Origin of the sequence: Ruminococcus sp. RTP21359st1_H3_RTP21359_211015 (genome assembly GCF_040909065.1) — a bacterium.
In the GTDB taxonomy this organism is placed as follows: Bacteria; Bacillota; Clostridia; order Oscillospirales; family Ruminococcaceae; genus Hominimerdicola; species Hominimerdicola aceti.
On sequence record NZ_JBDGDD010000016.1, the window covers coordinates 37,133 to 57,771 of the forward strand.

Sequence of the window (20,639 nt, forward strand, 5' to 3'; positions counted from 1 at the left end):
ATATGCGTCTGTAGCTCAGTTGGATAGAGCGCAAGACTCCGACTCTTGAGGTCGCAGGTTCGATTCCTGTCAGGCGCACCAACAGGGGCGAGCCCCTGTACCATATCCGCTATCATTTATGGTAACGGATTTTTTTATTTCCGCCCATAGGCGTGATATGCTGGGAAAGCTATATGTTCGCCGTGGCGGGCTATTTACGCCCAACTTTCTTTTAAATCTTACTATTACGCCGCTAGGTGTAGTTGAGTTGTTATTTTTACTTTGTAGGTGCTTGCACCTGCACCAAATCCGCTATCATTTATGGTAGCGGAATTTTTTATTTCCGCCCATTGGTGTGATATGCTGGGAAAGCTATACGTTCGCCGTGGCGGGCATTTTACGATCAACTTTCTTTTAAATCTTACGACTACGCCGCTAGTTGTAGTTAATTGTTATTTTTACTTTGTAGGTGCTTGCACCTGCACCAAATCCGCTATCATTTATGGTAGCGGATTTTTTTTATTTCCGCCCATAGGCGTGATATGCTGAGAGAGCTATATGTTCGCCGTGGCGGGCATTTTACGCTTTGCAATATATATAGCTGTATCATATCCGCCGTACTTTTTGTCGGCGGATTTTTCAGGAAATGCTCATATTAACAATTATTTCAGAATAAAGCATATAAAAATTCACTTGACTTATAGTGTACTCCAAGTGATATAATTATTAAAATAAATACATAGGAGGATTTAACATGAACGTTCTTATTTTAAACGGAAGTCCGAGGATAAACGGAAATACTTCTATTGCCATTCGAGAAATGGAAAAGGTTTTTAAAGAGAGTGATGTTGAAGTAGAAACTGTTCAAATTGGGAACAAGGATATTCGCGGCTGTATTGCCTGCAGGTCATGTTCAAAAACGGGCAAATGCGTATTCAATGACATGGTAAATGAAATCGCACCAAAGTTTGAGAAGGCTGACGGACTTGTTGTTGCAAGCCCTGTATATTACGCTTCTGCAAATGCAACTCTTATCGCCTGTCTTGACCGTTTGTTCTACAGCACACATTTTGACAAATCAATGAAAGTAGGAGCAAGTGTAGTTTGTGCATGACGAGGCGGCTGTTCGGCTACATTTGATGAGCTTAACAAGTATTTCACTATTTGCAATATGCCTATTGCCTCAAGTCAGTATTGGAACAGTATTCACGGACGTGAAGTAGGCGAGGCTGAAATGGACGATGAGGGTAAACAGACAATGCGTGTACTTGCAAGAAACATGACTTTCCTTATGAAAAGCATTGCACTTGGTAAAGAAAAATACGGCTTACCTGAGGTCGAGGAACACGCTTGGACTCATTTTATCAGATAACTCTATACATAAAGAAAACATGAAAAATATCCGTTCTGCAAAAAACAGAACGGATATTTTTTAGTTATATATTTCATTCAGGCACTTTGTCACTCGCCTGCGCAGTTCTTCTCCTCCAAAGGGAAAGCCGAACTCTGCGGCGGAGCTTCCCCACTCAGGTGGGTGCTTCTTTGAGCCGTCAAAAAAGCGGCTTTTCACCACGCCACGATAGCGTTTTGGCATTTTTGCCGCAAGCTCCTCACATTCTCTCAAGCGAAGCTGCACCTTTGCAAGGTCAAGCCACAAGTCAGTAAGTTTTTTCCCTCTGTGGGCTACCCTGCCGCAATGCTCCCCCACTGCGGCAAGCTGTGAGGACATTTCGCAGATATCTTCTTTAAGCTTCCACTCCTGCCACCTTAGTTTGCGATACTGTGAAAGCTTTCGCAGTGCGGCTGTATTAACTCTGCTTCCACCGCTTCTGAAATTATATCGGCTCGCTGAGGGCGCAAGCCTTTTTATGGAATTTACCTCTACGGAATAATCTATATTATCGTACATTTTTCTCCTTTCGCCTTTTTGTACAGACATTTGGACAGTTAGTATGATATACTGTAAATAAAATAAAGCAATGACATTTCAGATAACCGTTTTCTGTATATCTCTCGGGGCGGAGATGTCAAAAAGGGGGCGGTTTATCCTCTTGACTTTTACAGAAAAATGTATTATAATTATATCAAAGCCAGATTTTATACAGATATCTGTACTAACGATACATACAGTATACTACAGGCTTCTGCAAAAGTCAATAGGTATTAGCGAATTTGATACAGACTTCTGTATCTTTTGTGAAATGATCACAATTGGAGGAAGAAAATATGACTGAAATGTACAAAAGGATAAAAGAGCTATGTGAGGAGAACAATATGACGGTATCGCAGATGTGCAAGGAGCTGTCTATAACGAGGAGCTGTTTATCTGAGCTGAGCAAAGGCAGGACGGAACGACTTTCCGCAGAGAATTCTACAAAGATAGCGAACAGATTTGGAGTGAGCGTACAATATCTTATATCTGGCAGGGAAGAAGATTTTGACACGAAGCTGAAATATGCATTATTCAACGGCACGCTTGGAGTGACGGACGAAATGTTTGACGAGGTCAAGCAGTATGCAGAAATGGTCATGCTCAGAGAGGAAGCAAAGCGCAGAAAGGCTGGTGAAAAGTGAGAGATGACGAACATACAGGAATTGTATGATATTTGCAGTAGAGAGAACATAACTATAGATTTTATTGATTGTCCAAAGTGCGGGGCGATATCGCTTTTTGGCGCAGGTGGCTGTGCGATCGGCATAGACAACCAGACGCCTGCAAGGCTTTTGAAGGAGCGCACTGCTCACGAGATAGGTCACTGCGTAAAGGGTGCGTTTTACAACAGATACGCCACGGCAGACAACATCTCACAGCATGAATACCGAGCAGACAAATGGGCGATAGAAAATCTGATACCTAAAAGCGAGCTTATCAAAGCCATAAAGAAAAATCTGGACAGTATTTATCTGCTTGCGCAGCATTTTGATGTGAGCGAGGATTTTATGATAAAGGCTTGCAGGTATTATGGGGTTTATTTTGGGTAGAAAAATACCGCCGAGGGAGTTAACGCTCTCGGCGGTATGCCTTTTTTGTTATCTTAATAAAAGACAAGCTATTCCATAGATTTTTACCATTTGCACAAAGGCAGGCTATTCTGATTGGCTATTTTATATATTTTCAGACAAAAAAAGAACCGCTCAAATGAGCGGTTCTGAAAATTCAAATCACGATTACCAGCTTGTAACCTTTGAACCAAAATCATGATTAGCCTTATCTGGATCCTTGCAAGGATCAGGATACTGACCAAGAACACCACTAGTTGGTGTCTGAACGTCAGACCACTGAGCATACTCAACGTTACCTGAAGTACCGATAGAATATACGCACCAACCAGCACCGTCGCCATTGTCCTTAAGAGCCTCGTATACAGCCTTACCAAGCTTATCCGCTGTGGTTGTACCAGTAAGAGCACCAAGAGTTGTCTTGATATTTACAGCAGCTGTCTGACCGTCGCCAGAACCAACTGTTTCACCGTTTACGAGCAAATCAGCAGCCTCGTTGTTTACAGTTGTGAAAACGAGCTTAGCGTTTGAGTTAGCTGTCTTGAGCTTTGACTTCTTTACATAGTTCATCATTGTAGGAACGAGGATAGCTGCAAGGATACCGATGATAGCGATAACAACTACGAGCTCTACAAGGGTGAAACCTTTTCTGTTAGATTTCTTCATAGAAAATCCCTCCATAATAAATTAAATAAATTTGTTTATAAAAGTGCCGCAAGCCGATTTAAGCAGCTACTTTCCAATAATTAAGCGGCTTTCGGAGTTCTTTGCGTTCTCCTTATCACCATGATTAAAGTATACATCATCTTGTCCAAAATGTCAATAGTTTTTCTGTTTTTTTCTCAACTTTGTTCAACTTGACGAAAAACTAATTTTCAATCGGTCATTTTGACGATTGGTAACACTATGTTGACATTCTCACAAGAAATTCTGTCACACACTTTGTCACACACCGTTTTATGATGTATTACCTTACATCGTTCTTAATTATATCTTAAAACAAATAAATTGTCAAGACTTATTTAACAGTTTCGTTATTTTTGTGTACTCTGTACACTTCTCATTCATTTTTTGAATACAATTTGCACTATTTGTTTCGCGTATTTAACTATTTGTATAATTCCTTCATCTTATTATACAGATTTTCAGAAGCGTTTTCTATCTCCGCCCTGCCATAATAAAGCGACTCCGAGGTGCTTATAAAAAGGTCAAGTACCCCCTGATCTTCAAGCTTCGGGGACATTATTTCAAGCTCCTCTGAGTTTGCCATTTTCTCGTTGGCTTTATACTCTATCCCGTCAAGCATATCCCTCGCTTCAAGGGCTTCCAATGCCGCCTTTGATGCAGGCACGCCCTTTCCCATGCCCTGCAGGAGAGCCATTTCCTCACCGTTCACAAGATAGTCAAGAAGCTTTGCGGCTTCCTCAGGGGACTTGGTATTTTTCTTTATGGCATAAACGCTAGTGGGCTTTTTATACCAACCGCTGCTCACAGCCTGCTTATGCTTTGGATAGTCGCCTATAACGATGTCAAAGCCAAACTTCTGAGCAGGCTCGCAGTAATACTCTGCGTCTGATATCCAGGAAGCCACGCCTGCCGTCAGGCACTTTTCAAGATCGTTCCTATCGAAATCCCACGCAGGCTTTGTGACCTTTTTATTAAGCATTTCCTGATAAAAGGCGAGCATGAGCCTTACGTCCTCCAAGGTATACTGAAACTCGCCGCTGTCAGATAACATTTTTCTTCCCGTTACCTGCTCCACATACGCCACAGAGCTGAGATAAGCCGCCTTTTTCGTCATTTCAACAGGATACACCTCGTCTGATTTCATGACCTCTGCCGCATTTATAAGGTCAGACCAATTTTCAGGCAGGCTCAGACCATAGCTGTCATACATCGTCTTATTATAGTAGAAGGTTATACAGTTCGTACCGGTAGGCAAGGCGTTAAGTTTGCCGTTTATTGTGCCGTATGAAAGGCTGTCATCATCAAATGCTGAAAGATTTATGTATTCCGACAGCTCATTAAGATCATAAAAGTCCTCGCCGTCGGGAGAATATTCATAGAGCCAACTGTAGTTTAACTGCATGATATCTGCGGTGGTGTCAGAGAAAAATTCCACGTCCATTCGTGTTTTAAAGCCGTCAAAGTCTGCATACTCAGGTCTTACCACAACGTTCTTATTGCTGTTCTGATAGGCTTTAAGCCCGTCGAGAGTATACTCGTTACGCGCGTCCTTGCCCCACCACGAGAAGGACACCTCGGTCTTTACATTATGCTCCATTCTTCTTTCAAACAATGCACAGCCCGTCATGACAGTCGCTGTGCAGATCGCTGAAGCGGTCAAAGCCGCACACCTTACAATGCGTGTTCTCAACTGCGGCTCACCTCTTCCTCTTTTTTATCATATATCACCGCTCTTGCGTCCTCACTGTGTTCTGCTTTCTCGCAGGCTTTTTCTGCCATTTCGTAAAGTTCATCATAATCATCGCTTGTTTCAGGGTAGACCGACGCACCAACTGCACATTTTATGTAGCCCCTGTCATCGTCAAGGCAACATTCCTTCAGCTTATCGTTAAGCTCTTTAACATAAGCCCTCACATTACCATAGGCTCTCATAAGGTCAAAGTTCGTGTGGTCTGCAAACAGAGCAAACTCGCCCTCCCTGAAAATTCCGCAGATATCGCCCTCCTTGCGGTTCTCCACCAGTATTTCGGCGACCTTTCGCTCAGCTTCCGCCACTATCTCCTCGCCATAGTTGAGCCTTATAAGCTCCAGATTTGTTATTTTCACGATAATAAATGCGATAGTCGAGCCTGAGATACAAGTTTCCATTTTATCCATAATGCTGTTTTCGGTATATTCCGCAGTAAAAAGCCCTGTATTTTCGTCCACCTTTGGATATTTTCCAAACTTCGGTCCGTTCTGCGGGTCGTTATCCGCCGCCGCTGCCGCAGATATCATAATAAATATGACTGCGCAGCAAATAAAGATACCAAGGCATTTAAGCCCTGTTTTCACATAGTGACGCAAAGTGTCTGACATATCTACGGTAGTAATGACCACCCAATCGTCACTGCAATCATCAATAGCACAGATAGTAGTCATATCCGAAACGGTGACGCCAGTGCCTCCATCAAGGAATTTAGAGAGCTTTTCATCGAGCTTTTCGCCGACAACACTTTTTCCGTCGTTAGCATAGATTATCCTGCCATCGTCATCACACAGCATGGTATTTATCTCGCTGTAATTGTCAGAGGGCAGAAAAACAAGATCAAACTCCGTTGAAAACACAGAGGAGATAAAAATAAGATCGTCATTTATCCTGCCTGCGAAATACACTCGTCTGTAGTTATCGTCCTGTCCCGTGAACCATTTTATCTTGCTGTCACCCATAAGGTCGGAAACTCTCTTGTATATCTCATCGTCAAAGATATCCTTTGTACCATCGGTTATCTTTCCTACATTATGTTCATTACTGCTTACAATGCCAAAATCAGTATAGTTGCCCAATGTACTAAGCTCTATAAGCCTCTCAGTGAGAACATTCTCCTCATTAAGCACGGCAAATTCGCTCTTTGACGTATCAGTAGGATCATATTTCGCATAGTCCTCATTGCCCATTATAAGCTTGGCAGTGTCCTCCATTTTCTTCATAAAGGCAGCCACATTCTGGTCTGCTTCCGCATTTATGGCAGAGCAAAGCTGAGCCTCTTTCTGAAATGCGTTCACACCGCTGTAATAGCAGGCACACGCATACACAAGCAGACAAGCAACGAACAGCACTAACACGCTTGTTTTCAAAATAGATCTTCTATATTTTTTTATTTTATCATACAGTTCAAAATCAGCAGAATTTTTCAAAAGCTATATCACCTCTCAGGCTAAATTATTACAATCATCATTAATTATAACACATATGCCCATAAAATAAGTGATTTTTTTGTTAATTATTGCTCAATTTGTATTGTACGGTTTATATTTTCTCTGACACGGCACCGTCTGACCTTATTTGCATGGCGTTTCTTTTTGGTTTCCGCTTCAAAAAGCGACAGTGCCGCCCATGCCGCTGTGAACACGATGCCTGCGGCAAACACTGCTCCCATGTTCCTCTCTGCCACCGCAACAAACAGGAAAAACAGCACCATTCTCATTATAGTTTTCATAAGCCACCTGTCGCCGCCTGCACCTGCCGCAACGATAAAAACATTCATCATGATTATCCATATCATTTTTACACACATCCTCATATTTTTCTTTTTCTATTTCGGGGCTGTATGTATGATAACACAACTTGATGAATTTGAGGGGTAATTTTTTGGACAGCAAGTTTTTTGTCGATATGCACAGATAAGGACGTTTGTTTTGATATAAATTCTACAAATCCAAAAGACCCCGCGGCAAAAGCCACAGGGTCTTTCAGAGAAGTAAGAAGTATAATATGAAGAAAAAATTATGAATGGGGAATGCTAAAGTTATGTATTTTTCCATGCCATTTCACTTTTGCCGCACTCTGAAAAATCAGAGCACAGCGAGATGAAATGAAAAGAAGAATGAAGGAAAATTATATATGAAAACTCATTATATGAAAACTCATTATGAGTAATTGGTTGACGGAACTTTCATCAAGCTCTCAAAGCTTTTGCCTGAGGTCTTTCTCGGTGTTCCTCTGACCTTGTATATATAATACCTGTTCAATATGATAGTTTTATGAAAAGACACTGAAAATAAGCTGATAAGAAAAGCAAAGTGGTTTTCATATAAACGGCTCACACAAAATGCAAGTCAATCCGCCGCCTGCATATTCTCTATCCTGATGTGACTACAAGCACATCTCCCTCTTTGAGCCGCAACCTGCCGTTTGGGATAAGTATACGCCCCTGACGTTTTATCATTACTATCAGGCTGTCCTCTGACATTGTTATCTCTGACACTTTCAGACCGCACCACTCGTGATGCTTATCAAGGTTCATTTCGCTTAGGACAAAATGGCTGTCGTCATAAAAGCCTGCCGCACTCAGCACCACAACGTCCCCTGCAAGTATCTGTGTTTTGCCTGTTGGTATTATCTTCTCTTTGTCACGGAGTATCATCACCACAAGCAGACCTCTTGGAAATGGTATATCCTTCATCTTCCGCCCTGCCCAATTGCTGTCCGGCTGAACGGAAAGCTTTATAAACTGCACTTCCGTTTCGTCGCTGTAGTCATTGAATGTTTTCATTACGTTCTCCTCATCGTCTATCATATCGAGCTTTTTAGCAAACAGCGGCAGAAGCGTACCCTGAATACCGATAGACATAAGCACGATACAGAAAACGATATGGAAAACGTCATTTTTCATATATGCGTCATCAACTGTCGCCATGATAGCGAAAACAATGGAGGTCGCTCCTCTTAGTCCTGCCCATGAGATAAGGGCTATCTGCTTCCACTTTGCACCGAAAGGCTTCATGATAACAGTAACAGCCGCAGGTCTTGCAACGAATGTAAGGAACAATGCTATCGCCGCCGCAGGAAGTATTATTGACGGCATTTGTGACGGGAATGCCAAAAGTCCAAGGAGGAAAAACAGCAATATCTGTGTGAAGCCCGTTATTCCGTCAAAGAAATGCACAAGGGCTGTTTTGCCTGATATTTTTGTGTTGCCCAGGACTATTCCCACAATGTAACAGCTAAGATAGCCGTTTCCGCCCACCGCCGAGGGCAGAGCATAGGAAAGAATAGCTATGGCAGTAACAAAGATAGCGTCAAAGCCTGCTGCGTCAAATCGCACACGTTTTATGAGATACACTGCGCCCAAAGATATAAGCGCACCGAAGAACACACCGAAGAACACCTGTGCAAGCAAGCTCACAACAAAGCCTCCTGCGGTCGCACCGCCTTTCATTACTGAAAGTATTATAACCGTGAGCATATAAGCCCAAGGGTCGTTGCTTCCGCTTTCAAGCTCCAGTATTGAAGCCGTACCGTATCGCAGGTTCAGCTTTTTGCTTCTAAGTACAGAGAACACCGAAGCGGCGTCTGTGGAGCTTATAACAGCGCCAATAAGCAGACTTTCCAGCCACTCAAAGCCCAGCACAAGCTTGCAGAATGCTCCAGTTGCAAAGGCTGTGAGCAAAACTCCTGCGGAAGCGAGTATAAGTGACTTGCCTGCCACCTTTTTGGCTTCGCTCCATTTCGTGCCAAAGCCTCCGTAGAAGATTATGAAAACAAGTCCCACCGAGCATATCTCCTCGGCAAATTTATAGTTATCGAACTCTATTTTAAAGAGCCCGTCAGAGCCGAACAACATTCCAAGGAGAATGAACGCCAGCAATGCAGGAAGCCCAAACTTGTCCGATATTTTATTGAAAAACACACAGCACAGCACTATCACAGAAGATAAAATGAGCATTGTGGTCAAGCTTATCACCCCTTTTTACCTTATTATAAAAATAGCGCTTTGGGTATCTTCTACTCAAAGCGCCTTTGCTTGTGTAAATATTATAACATATTCGCCCCTGTGCTGTCAACTTTTTGCCCACATCTTACAGAAATTTTACATTACCCCTTGACAATATCGAACATATGTGCTATAATCAATAGTGATGTAGTATATCCAAATAAAAAAACGCCTGCCTTTTACAGCAGACGTTCGCCTATTTATATCTCGGCTCTTTTATCCTTGTCCAAATTTTTATTTGTAGCAATCGGCAATATCTGAAATAGCGTCCTTTGCCATTTCCACTGCCCTTTCAGGTCCAAGCACCTTTGCCTGTGAGCCGAACTGGAAAAGCCAGCCCCAGAATGTTGGTGCGACCTGTACCTCCTCATTTATATAGAAGGTATTGTCGGAATTTTTGTGACATATGGTTTTCTCACCAAAACGATCCATTACAACATCTATGAGCTTATTGTCAAACTGTAATTGCAACGTCATAAGCTCGCCGCCGTACATTCCGTAGATAGTCTGACGATTTGTGACCTCTGTCTTCTCCTCCTCGGAAAGCTCCCTCCTGGGGATATCTGTAACAGTGACCTGAGTCATTCTGTCAACTCTGTAGCGGCATATCTTTTCATGCTTTTCGCAATAGCACACAAGGTAATAGTTGTCGTTTTCCCAAACCAGAGAATACGGTGAAACCGTATACACCTCGCCGCCGTGGCGAAGCTGTTTGCGTTTTTCAACGGTGTATTCGTAATACTTGAAGTGTATCTCCAAACCGCTGAAAATGCCCTCTTGTATGCTGTTTATAGCATAGTATATCTGCTCATTGAAGGTCTTTGTCCTGTTTGACACATAGACCATTCGGCGCAGATCCTTTGCCTTGTGTTCAGATGTAAGTGATTGTATCTTCTTTAACAGCTCCTTCGATTTCTTCTGTGTAAGAAACCTGCTTGAAGCAACTGCATCTGCAAGAACATACAGCTCCTCGTCCTGAAACAGCCTTTGAGCAAGATAATAAGCGTTGGAGTGACCGTCCTTAGTTATCTCAATATCCATTCCGCTGTCGCAGAGGGTCTTGATATCGTCATAGATAGTCTTACGCTCAGCTTTTATGCCGTAGTCGCCCAGGATCTCGATAAGCCTGTTTCCTGTAATGGTGTGCTTTTCGTCTGTCTTGGTCTCAAAAAGCTTTTTCATGGTCAAAAGCTTCTGTTTCTGTCTGGAAACTCCTGTCACTTTATTTTATCCTCCCCGCTGCGTTTCATATCCGAAACCTTAATTCTTGAGCCGTCCGGCTCAATGATCGTCGTGGCTTCAAGCTGACCTGTCAGGTTAGCTATAACGCTTCTGCGATACTCATTTCTCAAAGCCTCACGCTCAGACTTCTCCTCTGCGGTAAGCTCTCTTTTTCTCGCAATAGCAGTAAGCTCAGACAATCTGTTAAGCTTTACTTTCTCCATAAATTTTTACACTTCTCCTTAAAGCCTCACACTGCCCCGTGTTTTTATTTTTATCCGCAGTATTCGGCTCAAAATAGAACGGGCAGCTTACACAATACCGCCCTTTTCATTCAAAAGATGTTCATATCGGCTTTTTTCTTTATTTATATTTATAAGTCCAACAAAACACCCTCAAACAAATTTGCAGATACATTATAACACATATTTCTTTAAATTGCAATGGTAAAATGCACAAACAGTCCGTTTAATTTCCCACAAATTAAACAAGAATTTTGAAAATTGTGTTTGTCCAAAAATTTGCCCACAATATATAGTGGGTAAAAAAATGGTCAGAAAACATCGAAAAAAGATAAAGAAAGGATTTTTATGCAGCACACAAAGGTATCATACGAGCTTACACAGAATTATATCCCAAGCCCTCAAGCAAAAGAAAAAGAGCCTGTTGACCCTGCCATGGCGGTGGAAAACAGGCTCATGCGTGAGATAGTGCGGGAAAATTTGACGAAACGGCAGAAATGTTATATAATAATGTATTATACAAAGGGCATGACAATGCAGGAGATAGCCGACGCAGAGGGTGTTTCAAAATCCACAGTATCCAGGACTATAGGGCTTGCAAGAAAGCGGATATCCTGCGGCATGAAGCCTGCCATGCTCAAAAGCGCACTGAAAGGGAGATAGCATTGAACGCACCTGTGAATAAATTCGTTAGAGAATATGCAAAGTCAGGCATAGCGAGGTTTCATATGCCTGGTCACAAAGGGCAGAAATTTCACGGTCTTGAGGCTCTTGACATCACTGAAATAAAGGGTGCGGACTATCTTTTTGAAGCCGAGGGGATCATCGCACAGAGCGAAGCCAAAATGGCAGAAGCCTATGGCAGCAGGCGGACTTTTTACTCTGCAGAGGGGTCGAGCCTTTGCATAAAGGCAATGCTTGGCATAGTATGTCGCAGTGGGCAAGGAAAAAAGATAACTGTTGCCGCACCAAGAAACGTCCACAAGGCATTTATAAATGCCTGCATACTCCTTGACATTGACGTGGAGTGGATATATCCAAAGGGCGAGTTTACGTCTATATGCGCAGGAAGTGTCACTCCCGAGGACGTTGAGAAGGTGCTGTCAAGGACAAAGGCAGATTGCGTTTATGTGACCTCACCTGACTATCTTGGCGATCTCAGTGACATAAAGGGCATGAGCGAGGTTTGCAGAAAATACGGTGTACCTCTTCTTTGCGACAACGCTCACGGAGCTTATCTGAAGTTTCTCCCTGAGAGCCTGCACCCAATGGACTTGGGGGCTGATATGTGCTGTGACTCTGCTCACAAAACGCTTCCATGCTACACAGGGGGAGCAATGCTTCATATTTCAAATCACGCCCCTGCGAATTATGATGATTGCGCCAAAGAGATAATGTCAATGTTCGGCTCAACAAGCCCCTCTTATCTTATAATGGAGAGCCTTGACCTTTGCGCTGACTATGTGAATGGTGATTTTCCTCGTGACCTTGAACGCACTGTGGAAAGGGTAAAAGTCTGCAAAGATAGGATAACAGCTTTCGGCTGGCATACCATAGGCGAAGAGCCTATGAAGATAACCATTGCCGCATACAAAAGCGGTATCACAGGTGACGACCTTGCAGACAGGCTGAGGGAATATGGCATCGAGCCTGAATACAGCGACACACAATATGTTGTGCTTATGCCGTCGCCTTTCAACAGCGAGGAGGACTTTTTGAAACTTGAAAAGGCGTTTTCAGAGATAAAACAGCCTAGGATAAGGCTTTTCGGTGACTTACCCGCTATACCCAAAGGGATAAAACGCATGGGTATAAGACAGGCGGCTTTTTCGGCTCAGCACACCGTAAACGTGGAGGACGCCTGCGGTCTTATATGTGGAATGACCGTCACAAGCTGTCAGCCCTCTGTGCCTGTGGCAGTGAGTGGTGAGGAGATAACACCGCAGGTAATAAAAATTTTGAAAAACTATGGAATTGAACGCATAAATGTGCTATAATATAAGGTGTAGCTAAAAAAGCTATTATTACATCAAAATAACAGGAGGCAAAATCATGAAACTTGTCTATGCTATCGTAAACAGCGATGATACCTACGCTGTAAATAAAGGACTTCTGAAAGCCGGCATAAGAGCCACAAAGCTTTCTTCAACAGGCGGTTTTCTTATGTCAGGAAACACCACCTTTCTTATCTGCTGCCCTGATGAGCAGGTAGACCTTGTTATAGAGGTCTGCAAAAAGTATTCAAAGAAAAGAAAGCAGTTCGTTCCGTCATCAACTATCATGGAGCCTGACGGTGCGGCTTCATATCCTGTCGAGGTGGCTATCGGCGGCGCAACTATTTTCGTTACTGATATCGAGCGTTTCGAGAAAGTCTAAGGGATAGAAAATTTTCAGAAAGGGGTCTGAGGGCTTGATAATATACGGAAACAGCGAGCCTCGCAGGCTCGTATCTGAGATGATAAAAAAGAAACGAGAGCCGCACTCCATAATGATACACGGAGAAAAGGGGCTTGGTAAAAAGACCCTTGCACGCTGGATAGCGGCGGCACTCTTGTGCGAACGTCAGACAGGCGAGCCTTGCGGCATTTGCAGAACTTGCAGAATGATAGCCGACGGAGCTCACCCTGACGTTATGGTGGCAAAGGCAAACAGCAACGGCAACTACATCGTTGACGATTCTATCAGACCTATAGTTGCGGAAGCTCCAGTTGCACCGAACGAGGCGAGAATGAAAGTATACATAATTCCTGACCTTGACTTGTCGGTGAACACTGTTATTCAGGTGCAGAACATTCTGCTTAAAGTCATTGAAGAGCCGCCTGAGCATACCGCTATAATACTTACGGCAAGGAGCAAGGAAATTTTTCTGCCTACCATAATCTCACGAGTGCTTTCCCTTGGCATGACCTCTGTCACGGAGGCGGAGAGCATGGCGTGTTTGCAGGAGAAATATCCTGCCGTTGCCCCTGCGCTCATAAGCGAAGCTGTTTCAGCAGGGCGTGGAAATATCGGCAGATGTGTCGAGTATCTTGAACACTCCCAGTTTTTTGACAGCGTGAAGCTTGCAAGAGGTCTGTGCGACGCAATGTGCGGCGGAAACGAATATGACGTTTTGAAAACGCTATTTGCGGCAGACGGCAAAAAAACGTTGCTGAGAGAGGGGCTGAGCCTTTTTCAGGAGATACTCCGTGACAGTGCGGCATTCAGGCTCGGGGGAGAAAGTGAAAAGTCTGTGAGCTGTGCGAAAGAGGGTGCAAAGACGCTCAGCAGAAGCCTTTCCTCAGATCAGGCGGTCAGGCTTTACGATATAGTTTCTGACTACATAGGCAGGATAGACGCAAACTGCAACATAAGCCTGACTATAAACAGTCTGGCAGGACAGATATATTCTGTCACAAGAAAGTAGCTGACGGCAAAGCCGTGATATATATTTGAAAGGAAAAAGAGATGTTAAAAATAATCGGAGTACGCTTTAAAAGCGTTGGCAAGATATACTACTTCGACCCAAAAGACTATGACGTGAAAATGGGCGACAAAGTTATCGTTGAGACCGCAAGGGGCGTTGAATGTGGTGAAGTTGCGCTTGTGGACAGGGAAATAGACGAAACAAGATTCACAAACCCCGTAAAAGGTATTATAAGGCTTGCCACCCCTAACGATATGAAAACTATCGAAAAAAACAGACAAAAGGAAAAGGACGCTTTCAAGATATGCGAGCAGAAGATAGCCGCTCACAAGCTGAAAATGAATCTTATCGACGTTGAATGTACTTTTGACAACAACAAGCTTCTTTTCTATTTTACCGCCGAGAGCAGAGTTGACTTCCGTGAGCTTGTAAAAGACCTTGCGGCGGTATTCAGAACGAGGATAGAGCTTCGTCAGATAGGCGTTCGTGACGAGGCAAAAATGCTTGGTGGTCTTGGCATCTGCGGACAGCCTTTCTGCTGTTCAAGATTTTTGGGAGAGTTCCAGCCTGTTTCTATTAAAATGGCTAAGGAGCAGGGCTTGTCACTTAACCCTACAAAGATCTCAGGCACTTGCGGAAGACTTATGTGCTGTCTGAAATACGAGCAGGACAGCTATGAGGATCTTCTCAAGCACACACCAAAGGTGGGCGCTATCGTAAGAACGGCTGACGGAAAGGGCGTTGTTGAGGAAGTAAATCTGCTCACAGGCAAGCTGAGAGTTAAAATGGATAAAAACGACAATGTTGTTGTGGTGAAGAAAGACGATATTGAGGTAATAAAGGATTCTGTTATAAGGCTCGACCGTGACGAGATAAAGGCTCTCAAGGGGCTTGAGGGCAAGTAATTTCAGCGCTTTGCACGAGCGATCACCGCAGCATAAACGGGCTGTCGTGAGCGCCAGCCCCTACACAAAATCGGCGCAGCATTTTTATATATCAGCAAATCATCAGATAAATATGCAGAAAGGAACGACCATATGGCAAAGGTGAAAACTTCGTATGTGTGCAGTCAATGCGGATATGAAACTTCAAAATGGAACGGCAAATGCCCTAACTGCGGTGAATGGAACACCTTTGAGGAGGTCGAGCTTGCGGTCAGGACGGGCGGTGCAAAGTCTAAGCCCACGACTGTCAGGGATATTTCCGACAAGATAGTTGGCATAGACGACGTTGACGCAAGCTACAACGAGACACGTTATGCAACGGGGCTGAAAGAGCTAGATAGAGTGCTTGGAGGAGGGCTTGTGAAAGGCTCTCTGGTGCTTCTGGGCGGTGAACCGGGCATAGGAAAATCCACAATGCTTTTGCAGATATGTCAGTATTTAGGACAAGACCACACCATACTTTATGTATCTGGAGAGGAGTCTGTACGGCAGATAAAGCTTCGTGCAAACAGGCTTCATGTTGATTCTGAAAATCTGTATCTTCTTGCAGACAATGACTGCGAGCAGATATGCTCTGTGATAGTAAAAGAAAAGCCTGAGATAGTCATAATCGACTCTATCCAGACCATGAACATAAGCGGGATATCCTCAGCGCAGGGGTCTGTGACGCAGGTAAGAGAATGTACAAATATGTTCATGCGCACAGCAAAGTCGGAAGAGATACCAATGTTCATAGTTGGTCACGTCAACAAGGACGGCGCTATTGCAGGACCAAAGGTCATGGAACACATTGTTGACTGCGTGCTGTATTTTGAGGGTCAGCGAAATCTTACATACAGGATACTGCGAGCCATAAAAAACCGTTTTGGCTCAACGAATGAGATAGGTATGTTTGAAATGGCTGACAGCGGTTTGCTGGAAGTTGAAAATCCCTCTATGATGTTTTTGGAGGGCAGACCGACAGACGCTTCGGGAACTTGCGTTGCCTGCATAATGGAGGGCACAAGACCTGTTATGGCGGAAGTCCAGGCACTTGTGTGCAAGAGCGTGCTTGCCTCCCCAAGACGTACTGCCACGGGCTTTGACTACTACAGAATGGCGATAATAATAGCTGTGCTTGAAAAGCGGCTTGGCTATTTTTTCGGTGGGCTGGACGTTTATATCAACATTGTAGGCGGATTAAAGCTTGATGACACTGCGGCTGACCTATCGGTGGCGTTGGCGCTTTATTCGGGGCTGACGGACAAGGTAATAAGCGACAAGCTTATCGCCCTTGGTGAGATAGGCTTAGGCGGAGAGCTTAGGAGCATTTCCCACTGTGAACAGCGCCTTGCGGAGTGCGAACGAATGGGCTTTGAAACTTGCATCGTTCCTGCACATTCGCTGAAAAGCGTTGACACAAGCAAGTTTTCAATGAAAATAATCGGTGTGCGCTCAATAAGAGAGGCGTTCAAAGCTATAGGCTGATAAGCTGATACAGAACAACACAAAACGGACGGAAGACCAAATCTTCCGCCCGTTATTTTTCTGTCTTATGTAGAAGCCGCACGCTCTCCCATAATATCGCTTCTGAGAAGCCCATAGATATTGAAGTCTGTGTAGATGTTCACAAACTTTGCCTGACGCTTTGTTCCCTCACAGGTAAAGCCGCATTTTTCCATTACTCTGTTTGACGCCACGTTCACCGTCATGACCTCAGCTTCAAGCCTTTGAACGCCTGTTTCCTCAAAGCAAAATCTGATCACACGCCTGAGAGCCTCGGTGACAAAGCCCATGTTCTGATACGCCGCCGAGATACGATAGCCTATCATTGCCTGTCTGTCATTCTCGATATTGAAGAGATTTACCTCCCCTGCCAACCTATGATTTTTCTTTAGCTCTATCCCCCAGCTTATATGATCCTTTTTGCCGTTGTTAAGAGTGCGTCCGAAAAAAAGCGACGGCTCTCTTTCCTGCCTTGTCATGTTTCTGCCCCAATATTTGTAAAGGTTCTCGTCAGCCATATAGGTTTTCATATCCTCTGCGTCAGCAGCGGTCTTCGCCCTGAGTATGAGTCTTTCTGTTTCCAGCACAGGAAAATGAGAAAAATAATAGTCCATATCCTGCAAAATAAACACTCTCCCCTGCTTATATAATAAAAATTCCCAAGTCTACTAAAATTATAACATAAAACCTAGCAAAAATCAAGTGTTTTTAAGCGAAATACACAAAAAAGCAGAAAACGCCCCGAAACAAGTTCGGGACGCTCTCTGTTCTATAATCTGGAGAATTAGAAATCAACTTCTGTATCGTAGTAGCAGCACTTGAGGAGCTTTTCCATTTCTTCCTGTGAAGGCTGACGTGGGTTAGAACCTGTGCAAGCGTCTGCGATAGCGTTCTTAGCGATCTCAGGGAGTCTTTCAAGGAATACGTTCTCTGGAACGAATCCCTGCTCACATGGATAGCTGTCTGTACCATAGTTCTTGATGCAGTGAGGAATGTTGAGCTTGTCATTCATGCCTCTTACATACTCGATGAGGAGCTTTACCTTCTCGTCATCGTTTGAACCACCCAGGTGCATATAATCAGCGATAACGCCATATCTCTTCTTAGCTGTTTCGTCCTTAGCATTGAATGCGATTACCTTTGGCAGATACATTGCATTAGCTGCACCGTGGATAATGTGTGCGCCATAGTCAGCGAAAGCTGCGCCTGTCTTATGAGCCATTGAGTGAACGATACCAAGCAGAGCGTTTGAGAATGCCATACCTGCAAGACACTGAGCGTCGTGCATTCTATCTCTTGCGCCCATATTGCCGTTGTAAGAATCAATGAGATCCTTCTGGATCATTTCGATAGCGTGGATAGCAAGCGGATCTGTATATGCACAGTTTGCTGTTGAAACATAAGCTTCGATAGCGTGTGTCAAAGCGTCCATACCTGTATGAGCTGTCAGCTTCTGTGGCATTGTTTCAGCAAGGTCAGGGTCAACAATAGCTACATCTGGTGTGATCTCAAAGTCAGCGATAGGATACTTGATACCCTTGTCATAATCTGTGATGATAGAGAATGCTGTTACCTCAGTAGCTGTGCCTGATGTTGAAGAAATTGCACAGAAGTGTGCTTTCTTTCTCAGCTCAGGGATACCGAATACCTTACACATATCTTCAAATGTGCAGTCAGGATACTCATACTTGATCCACATAGCCTTTGCAGCATCGATAGGTGAGCCGCCGCCCATTGCTACGATCCAATCAGGCTCAAATTCGAGCATGACCTTTGCACCGTTCATAACTGTTGTTACAGAAGGGTCTGGCTCTACGCCCTCAAGAAGCTTAACTTCCATACCGGCCTCTTTCAGATAAGCTTCTGCTTTCTGGAGAAAACCGTTTCTCTTCATTGAGCCGCCGCCGACTACGATGATAGCTTTCTTACCTTTCAGTGTTTTAAGGTTCTCCAATGCTCCCTTGCCGTGATAAAGGTCTCTTGGTAATGTAAATCTCATTTCTAATTCCTCCTATATGTAATGTAATAATGTGTTCAAAGAGGTTTGTGTAAATCTCACACAAATTCTCTCTTTGCTTGCCTTTAATTATACAAAATGTCAATGAACTATTCTAACATAATCTATGAATACTCTATTAATTATTAACTTTTACATAGCATATATAAGTATGTGCATACAGCTAAATGTACATATGAATGTGTAAAACAGGTGAAAAAAATATCACAATTACATGAAAAATCACGATTTTGTTTGCACTATATGGAATTTTGCAGTGCTTATTTCGTTTTCTTTTGTTAATAAATTATACATTTGTAAGTGCGGAGATATTCCTGTTTATGAAGATAAAAAAATTCATAAAAAATTTGCTTAAGCTATGGAAATATGCGAAAAAATGTGCTATAATATATTGGTATTGTATTGTATCCTCCCATGATGGAGGAATAATAACAAGGAGGAAATTTAATATGAAAACAAAGGTCAACACAAAATCATTGGTGATACTGGGATTGATGACAGCTCTCACAATGATCTTCTCGTTCACTCCTATCGGTTCTATACCTATCGGACCGCTGGTAATTACTCTCAACGTAATTCCTATTGCCATAGCGGCTGTAACGGTAGGCCCTGTGGGAAGTGCAGTCATTGGAGGAGTTTTCGGACTGCTCAGCTTTTTGCAGTGCTTCGGAATAGGCGTGCCAAGCGGAATGGGTGCAGCACTTGTTGCGATCGATCCGGTCCTGGCTTTCGTTCAGCGATTTGTACCAAGACTTCTTGACGGCATTATCGTAGGATTTATTGCAAAAGGCATGAGCAAGGTAACAAACAATTATGTTTCATATGCTGTTACGGGCTTTTTTACTGCGTTTTTGAACACTGCGTTCTTTATGAGTGCGCTTGTTTTGCTTTTCGGCAACACTGATTATGTAAAAGAGCTTATGGGCGGAAAGAATATCATAGTATTCATCTGCACCTTTGTAGGCATAAACGCTCTGGTCGAAATGGCTGTATGTACATTTGTTACAGGTACAGTGGGTGCTGCACTTTATAAGGCAAGGTTCATACCCAGCAAAAACAAAGCGCAGGCATAAATTCACCGAAAGGATAACATACAAATGGTTTTAGCGGTCGATATAGGAAACACTAACATAGTAATGGGCTGTTTTGAAAGCGACAGGATACTTTTTGTTGAAAGACTTTCTACAAATCAGCAGTCCACGGCACTTGAATATGCCATAATGCTCAAGAACATTCTTGAGATACATTCTATAGATATGTCAGATTTCAGGGGCGGCATAATCTCATCAGTCGTGCCGTCTGTTACCCTCACGATGAAAGAGGCAATGGAGAGGCTTATCAAAAAGCGTATCATGGTGGTAGGGCCTGGAATAAAGACGGGTCTTAAGATAAATCTCGACAATCCCGCACAGCTTGGAAGCGACAGAGTTGCAGACGCAGTTGCGGCGATAAACCTCTACCCTGTGCCTATCATAATGATAGATATGGGCACTGCTACTACCATATCAGTAATAGACAAGGAAAAGAATTTCATAGGCGGAATGATAATACCGGGACTCAGAACTTCCCTCGACTCGCTTTCGGGCAAGGCTTCACAGCTTCCTTTCATCAGCCTTGTGCCGCCTAAAAAGGTCATAGGCACTAATACTATCGACTGTATGAAGAGCGGTATAATCCATAGCAACGCCGCAAGCATTGACGGCGTTATAGAGAGGATAGAAAACGAGCTTGGTGAAAAATGCACTGTGGTTTCCACAGGCGGTGTGGCAAAGATAATAGTTCCTTACTGCAAGCGTGACATCGTCATTGACGATGAGCTTCTGCTCAAAGGGCTTATGATAATCTACAATAAAAACAAACAATAATTTAAAATACAATACAATACACAAAGCGTCGGGTAGT

General features: G+C 43.5%; 20 protein-coding genes, 1 tRNA gene and 1 pseudogene. 12 read left to right on the forward strand and 10 right to left on the reverse strand.

Annotated features, from left to right (window positions below):
• Positions 1–4: 4 nt before the first annotated feature.
• Both AB5Z01_RS08155 and AB5Z01_RS08160 read left to right on the forward strand, forming a co-directional pair.
• Positions 5–81: transfer RNA gene (locus tag AB5Z01_RS08155), tRNA-Arg, on the forward strand.
• A 652-nt stretch (positions 82–733) separates the two neighbouring features.
• Positions 734–1,351 (forward strand): annotated as a pseudogene (locus AB5Z01_RS08160) (flavodoxin family protein).
• 60 nt (positions 1,352–1,411) lie between these two features.
• Here the strand turns inward: AB5Z01_RS08160 and AB5Z01_RS08165 are convergent.
• Complete coding sequence (locus tag AB5Z01_RS08165; RefSeq protein ID WP_368365448.1) at positions 1,412–1,888, reverse strand: hypothetical protein; 477 nt, start codon at positions 1,886–1,888, stop codon at positions 1,412–1,414.
• 317 nt (positions 1,889–2,205) lie between these two features.
• On the opposite strand from AB5Z01_RS08165, the gene AB5Z01_RS08170 reads away from it, so the two are divergent.
• Complete coding sequence (locus AB5Z01_RS08170) at positions 2,206–2,553, forward strand: helix-turn-helix domain-containing protein (protein WP_022287876.1); 348 nt, start codon at positions 2,206–2,208, stop codon at positions 2,551–2,553.
• A 3-nt stretch (positions 2,554–2,556) separates the two neighbouring features.
• Complete coding sequence (locus AB5Z01_RS08175) at positions 2,557–2,961, forward strand: ImmA/IrrE family metallo-endopeptidase (RefSeq protein WP_117858754.1); 405 nt, start codon at positions 2,557–2,559, stop codon at positions 2,959–2,961.
• A gap of 186 nt (positions 2,962–3,147) precedes the next feature.
• Here AB5Z01_RS08175 and AB5Z01_RS08180 read toward each other — a convergent pair whose 3' ends face one another.
• The 7 genes from AB5Z01_RS08180 to AB5Z01_RS08210 all read right to left on the reverse strand — a co-directional run bounded on the left by AB5Z01_RS08180 (position 3,148) and on the right by AB5Z01_RS08210 (position 10,867).
• The gene (locus tag AB5Z01_RS08180; RefSeq protein WP_242988985.1) at positions 3,148–3,645 is read right to left on the reverse strand and encodes a type II secretion system protein; all 498 of its coding nucleotides are present in this window, start codon (positions 3,643–3,645) and stop codon (positions 3,148–3,150) included.
• A gap of 442 nt (positions 3,646–4,087) precedes the next feature.
• Entirely contained in the window at positions 4,088–5,356 is a 1,269-nt protein-coding gene (locus AB5Z01_RS08185) for an ABC transporter substrate-binding protein (RefSeq protein ID WP_368365449.1), read from the reverse strand.
• Positions 5,353–6,843, reverse strand: a complete 1,491-nt coding sequence (locus AB5Z01_RS08190; protein WP_287215958.1) for a diguanylate cyclase — start codon at positions 6,841–6,843, stop codon at positions 5,353–5,355. The genes AB5Z01_RS08185 and AB5Z01_RS08190 overlap by 4 nt, the downstream gene beginning before the upstream one ends.
• A gap of 86 nt (positions 6,844–6,929) precedes the next feature.
• Positions 6,930–7,211, reverse strand: a complete 282-nt coding sequence (locus AB5Z01_RS08195) for a hypothetical protein (protein ID WP_287215960.1) — start codon at positions 7,209–7,211, stop codon at positions 6,930–6,932.
• A gap of 576 nt (positions 7,212–7,787) precedes the next feature.
• Positions 7,788–9,374: a potassium/proton antiporter gene (locus AB5Z01_RS08200; RefSeq protein ID WP_287215977.1), complete on the reverse strand. Its 1,587-nt coding sequence runs from the start codon at positions 9,372–9,374 to the stop codon at positions 7,788–7,790.
• 282 nt (positions 9,375–9,656) lie between these two features.
• Positions 9,657–10,643 carry a YafY family protein gene (locus tag AB5Z01_RS08205; RefSeq protein ID WP_022287891.1) on the reverse strand — a complete coding sequence of 329 codons (987 nt, stop codon included), beginning with the start codon at positions 10,641–10,643 and terminating at the stop codon, positions 9,657–9,659.
• Complete coding sequence (locus AB5Z01_RS08210) at positions 10,640–10,867, reverse strand: DUF896 domain-containing protein (RefSeq protein ID WP_117864732.1); 228 nt, start codon at positions 10,865–10,867, stop codon at positions 10,640–10,642. Before AB5Z01_RS08210 ends, AB5Z01_RS08205 begins: the two co-directional genes overlap by 4 nt.
• Positions 10,868–11,233: 366 nt before the next feature.
• Between AB5Z01_RS08210 and AB5Z01_RS08215 the strand changes: the two genes are divergently transcribed.
• The 6 genes from AB5Z01_RS08215 (at position 11,234) to radA (ending at position 16,702) form a co-directional block, all read left to right on the forward strand.
• Complete coding sequence (locus AB5Z01_RS08215; protein WP_117938688.1) at positions 11,234–11,548, forward strand: sigma factor-like helix-turn-helix DNA-binding protein; 315 nt, start codon at positions 11,234–11,236, stop codon at positions 11,546–11,548.
• A 2-nt stretch (positions 11,549–11,550) separates the two neighbouring features.
• Positions 11,551–12,882, forward strand: coding sequence for an aminotransferase class I/II-fold pyridoxal phosphate-dependent enzyme (locus AB5Z01_RS08220; RefSeq protein ID WP_256320735.1), 1,332 nt, complete (start codon positions 11,551–11,553; stop codon positions 12,880–12,882).
• 55 nt (positions 12,883–12,937) lie between these two features.
• On the forward strand, positions 12,938–13,261 hold the full coding sequence (locus AB5Z01_RS08225; protein ID WP_022287895.1) for a cyclic-di-AMP receptor: 324 nt from the start codon (positions 12,938–12,940) through the stop codon (positions 13,259–13,261).
• Positions 13,262–13,295: 34 nt separating this feature from the next.
• On the forward strand, positions 13,296–14,291 hold the full coding sequence (locus AB5Z01_RS08230) for a hypothetical protein (RefSeq protein WP_256320734.1): 996 nt from the start codon (positions 13,296–13,298) through the stop codon (positions 14,289–14,291).
• A 41-nt stretch (positions 14,292–14,332) separates the two neighbouring features.
• The gene (locus AB5Z01_RS08235) at positions 14,333–15,196 is read left to right on the forward strand and encodes a stage 0 sporulation family protein (RefSeq protein ID WP_117876576.1); all 864 of its coding nucleotides are present in this window, start codon (positions 14,333–14,335) and stop codon (positions 15,194–15,196) included.
• A 132-nt stretch (positions 15,197–15,328) separates the two neighbouring features.
• A complete protein-coding gene (radA, locus tag AB5Z01_RS08240; protein WP_287215964.1) occupies positions 15,329–16,702 on the forward strand; it encodes a DNA repair protein RadA in 1,374 nt (457 codons plus the stop codon).
• A 65-nt stretch (positions 16,703–16,767) separates the two neighbouring features.
• On the opposite strand, the gene AB5Z01_RS08245 is transcribed toward radA, so the two are convergent.
• Together AB5Z01_RS08245 and AB5Z01_RS08250 are read right to left on the reverse strand one after the other, a co-directional pair.
• The gene (locus AB5Z01_RS08245) at positions 16,768–17,334 is read right to left on the reverse strand and encodes a GNAT family N-acetyltransferase (RefSeq protein ID WP_302343015.1); all 567 of its coding nucleotides are present in this window, start codon (positions 17,332–17,334) and stop codon (positions 16,768–16,770) included.
• A 170-nt stretch (positions 17,335–17,504) separates the two neighbouring features.
• The gene (locus AB5Z01_RS08250; protein ID WP_038672093.1) at positions 17,505–18,719 is read right to left on the reverse strand and encodes an iron-containing alcohol dehydrogenase; all 1,215 of its coding nucleotides are present in this window, start codon (positions 18,717–18,719) and stop codon (positions 17,505–17,507) included.
• 467 nt (positions 18,720–19,186) lie between these two features.
• On the opposite strand from AB5Z01_RS08250, the gene AB5Z01_RS08255 reads away from it, so the two are divergent.
• Complete coding sequence (locus tag AB5Z01_RS08255; RefSeq protein WP_038672095.1) at positions 19,187–19,810, forward strand: ECF transporter S component; 624 nt, start codon at positions 19,187–19,189, stop codon at positions 19,808–19,810.
• Positions 19,811–19,834: 24 nt separating this feature from the next.
• Complete coding sequence (locus AB5Z01_RS08260; protein WP_022287902.1) at positions 19,835–20,602, forward strand: type III pantothenate kinase; 768 nt, start codon at positions 19,835–19,837, stop codon at positions 20,600–20,602.
• Positions 20,603–20,639 lie beyond the last annotated feature (37 nt).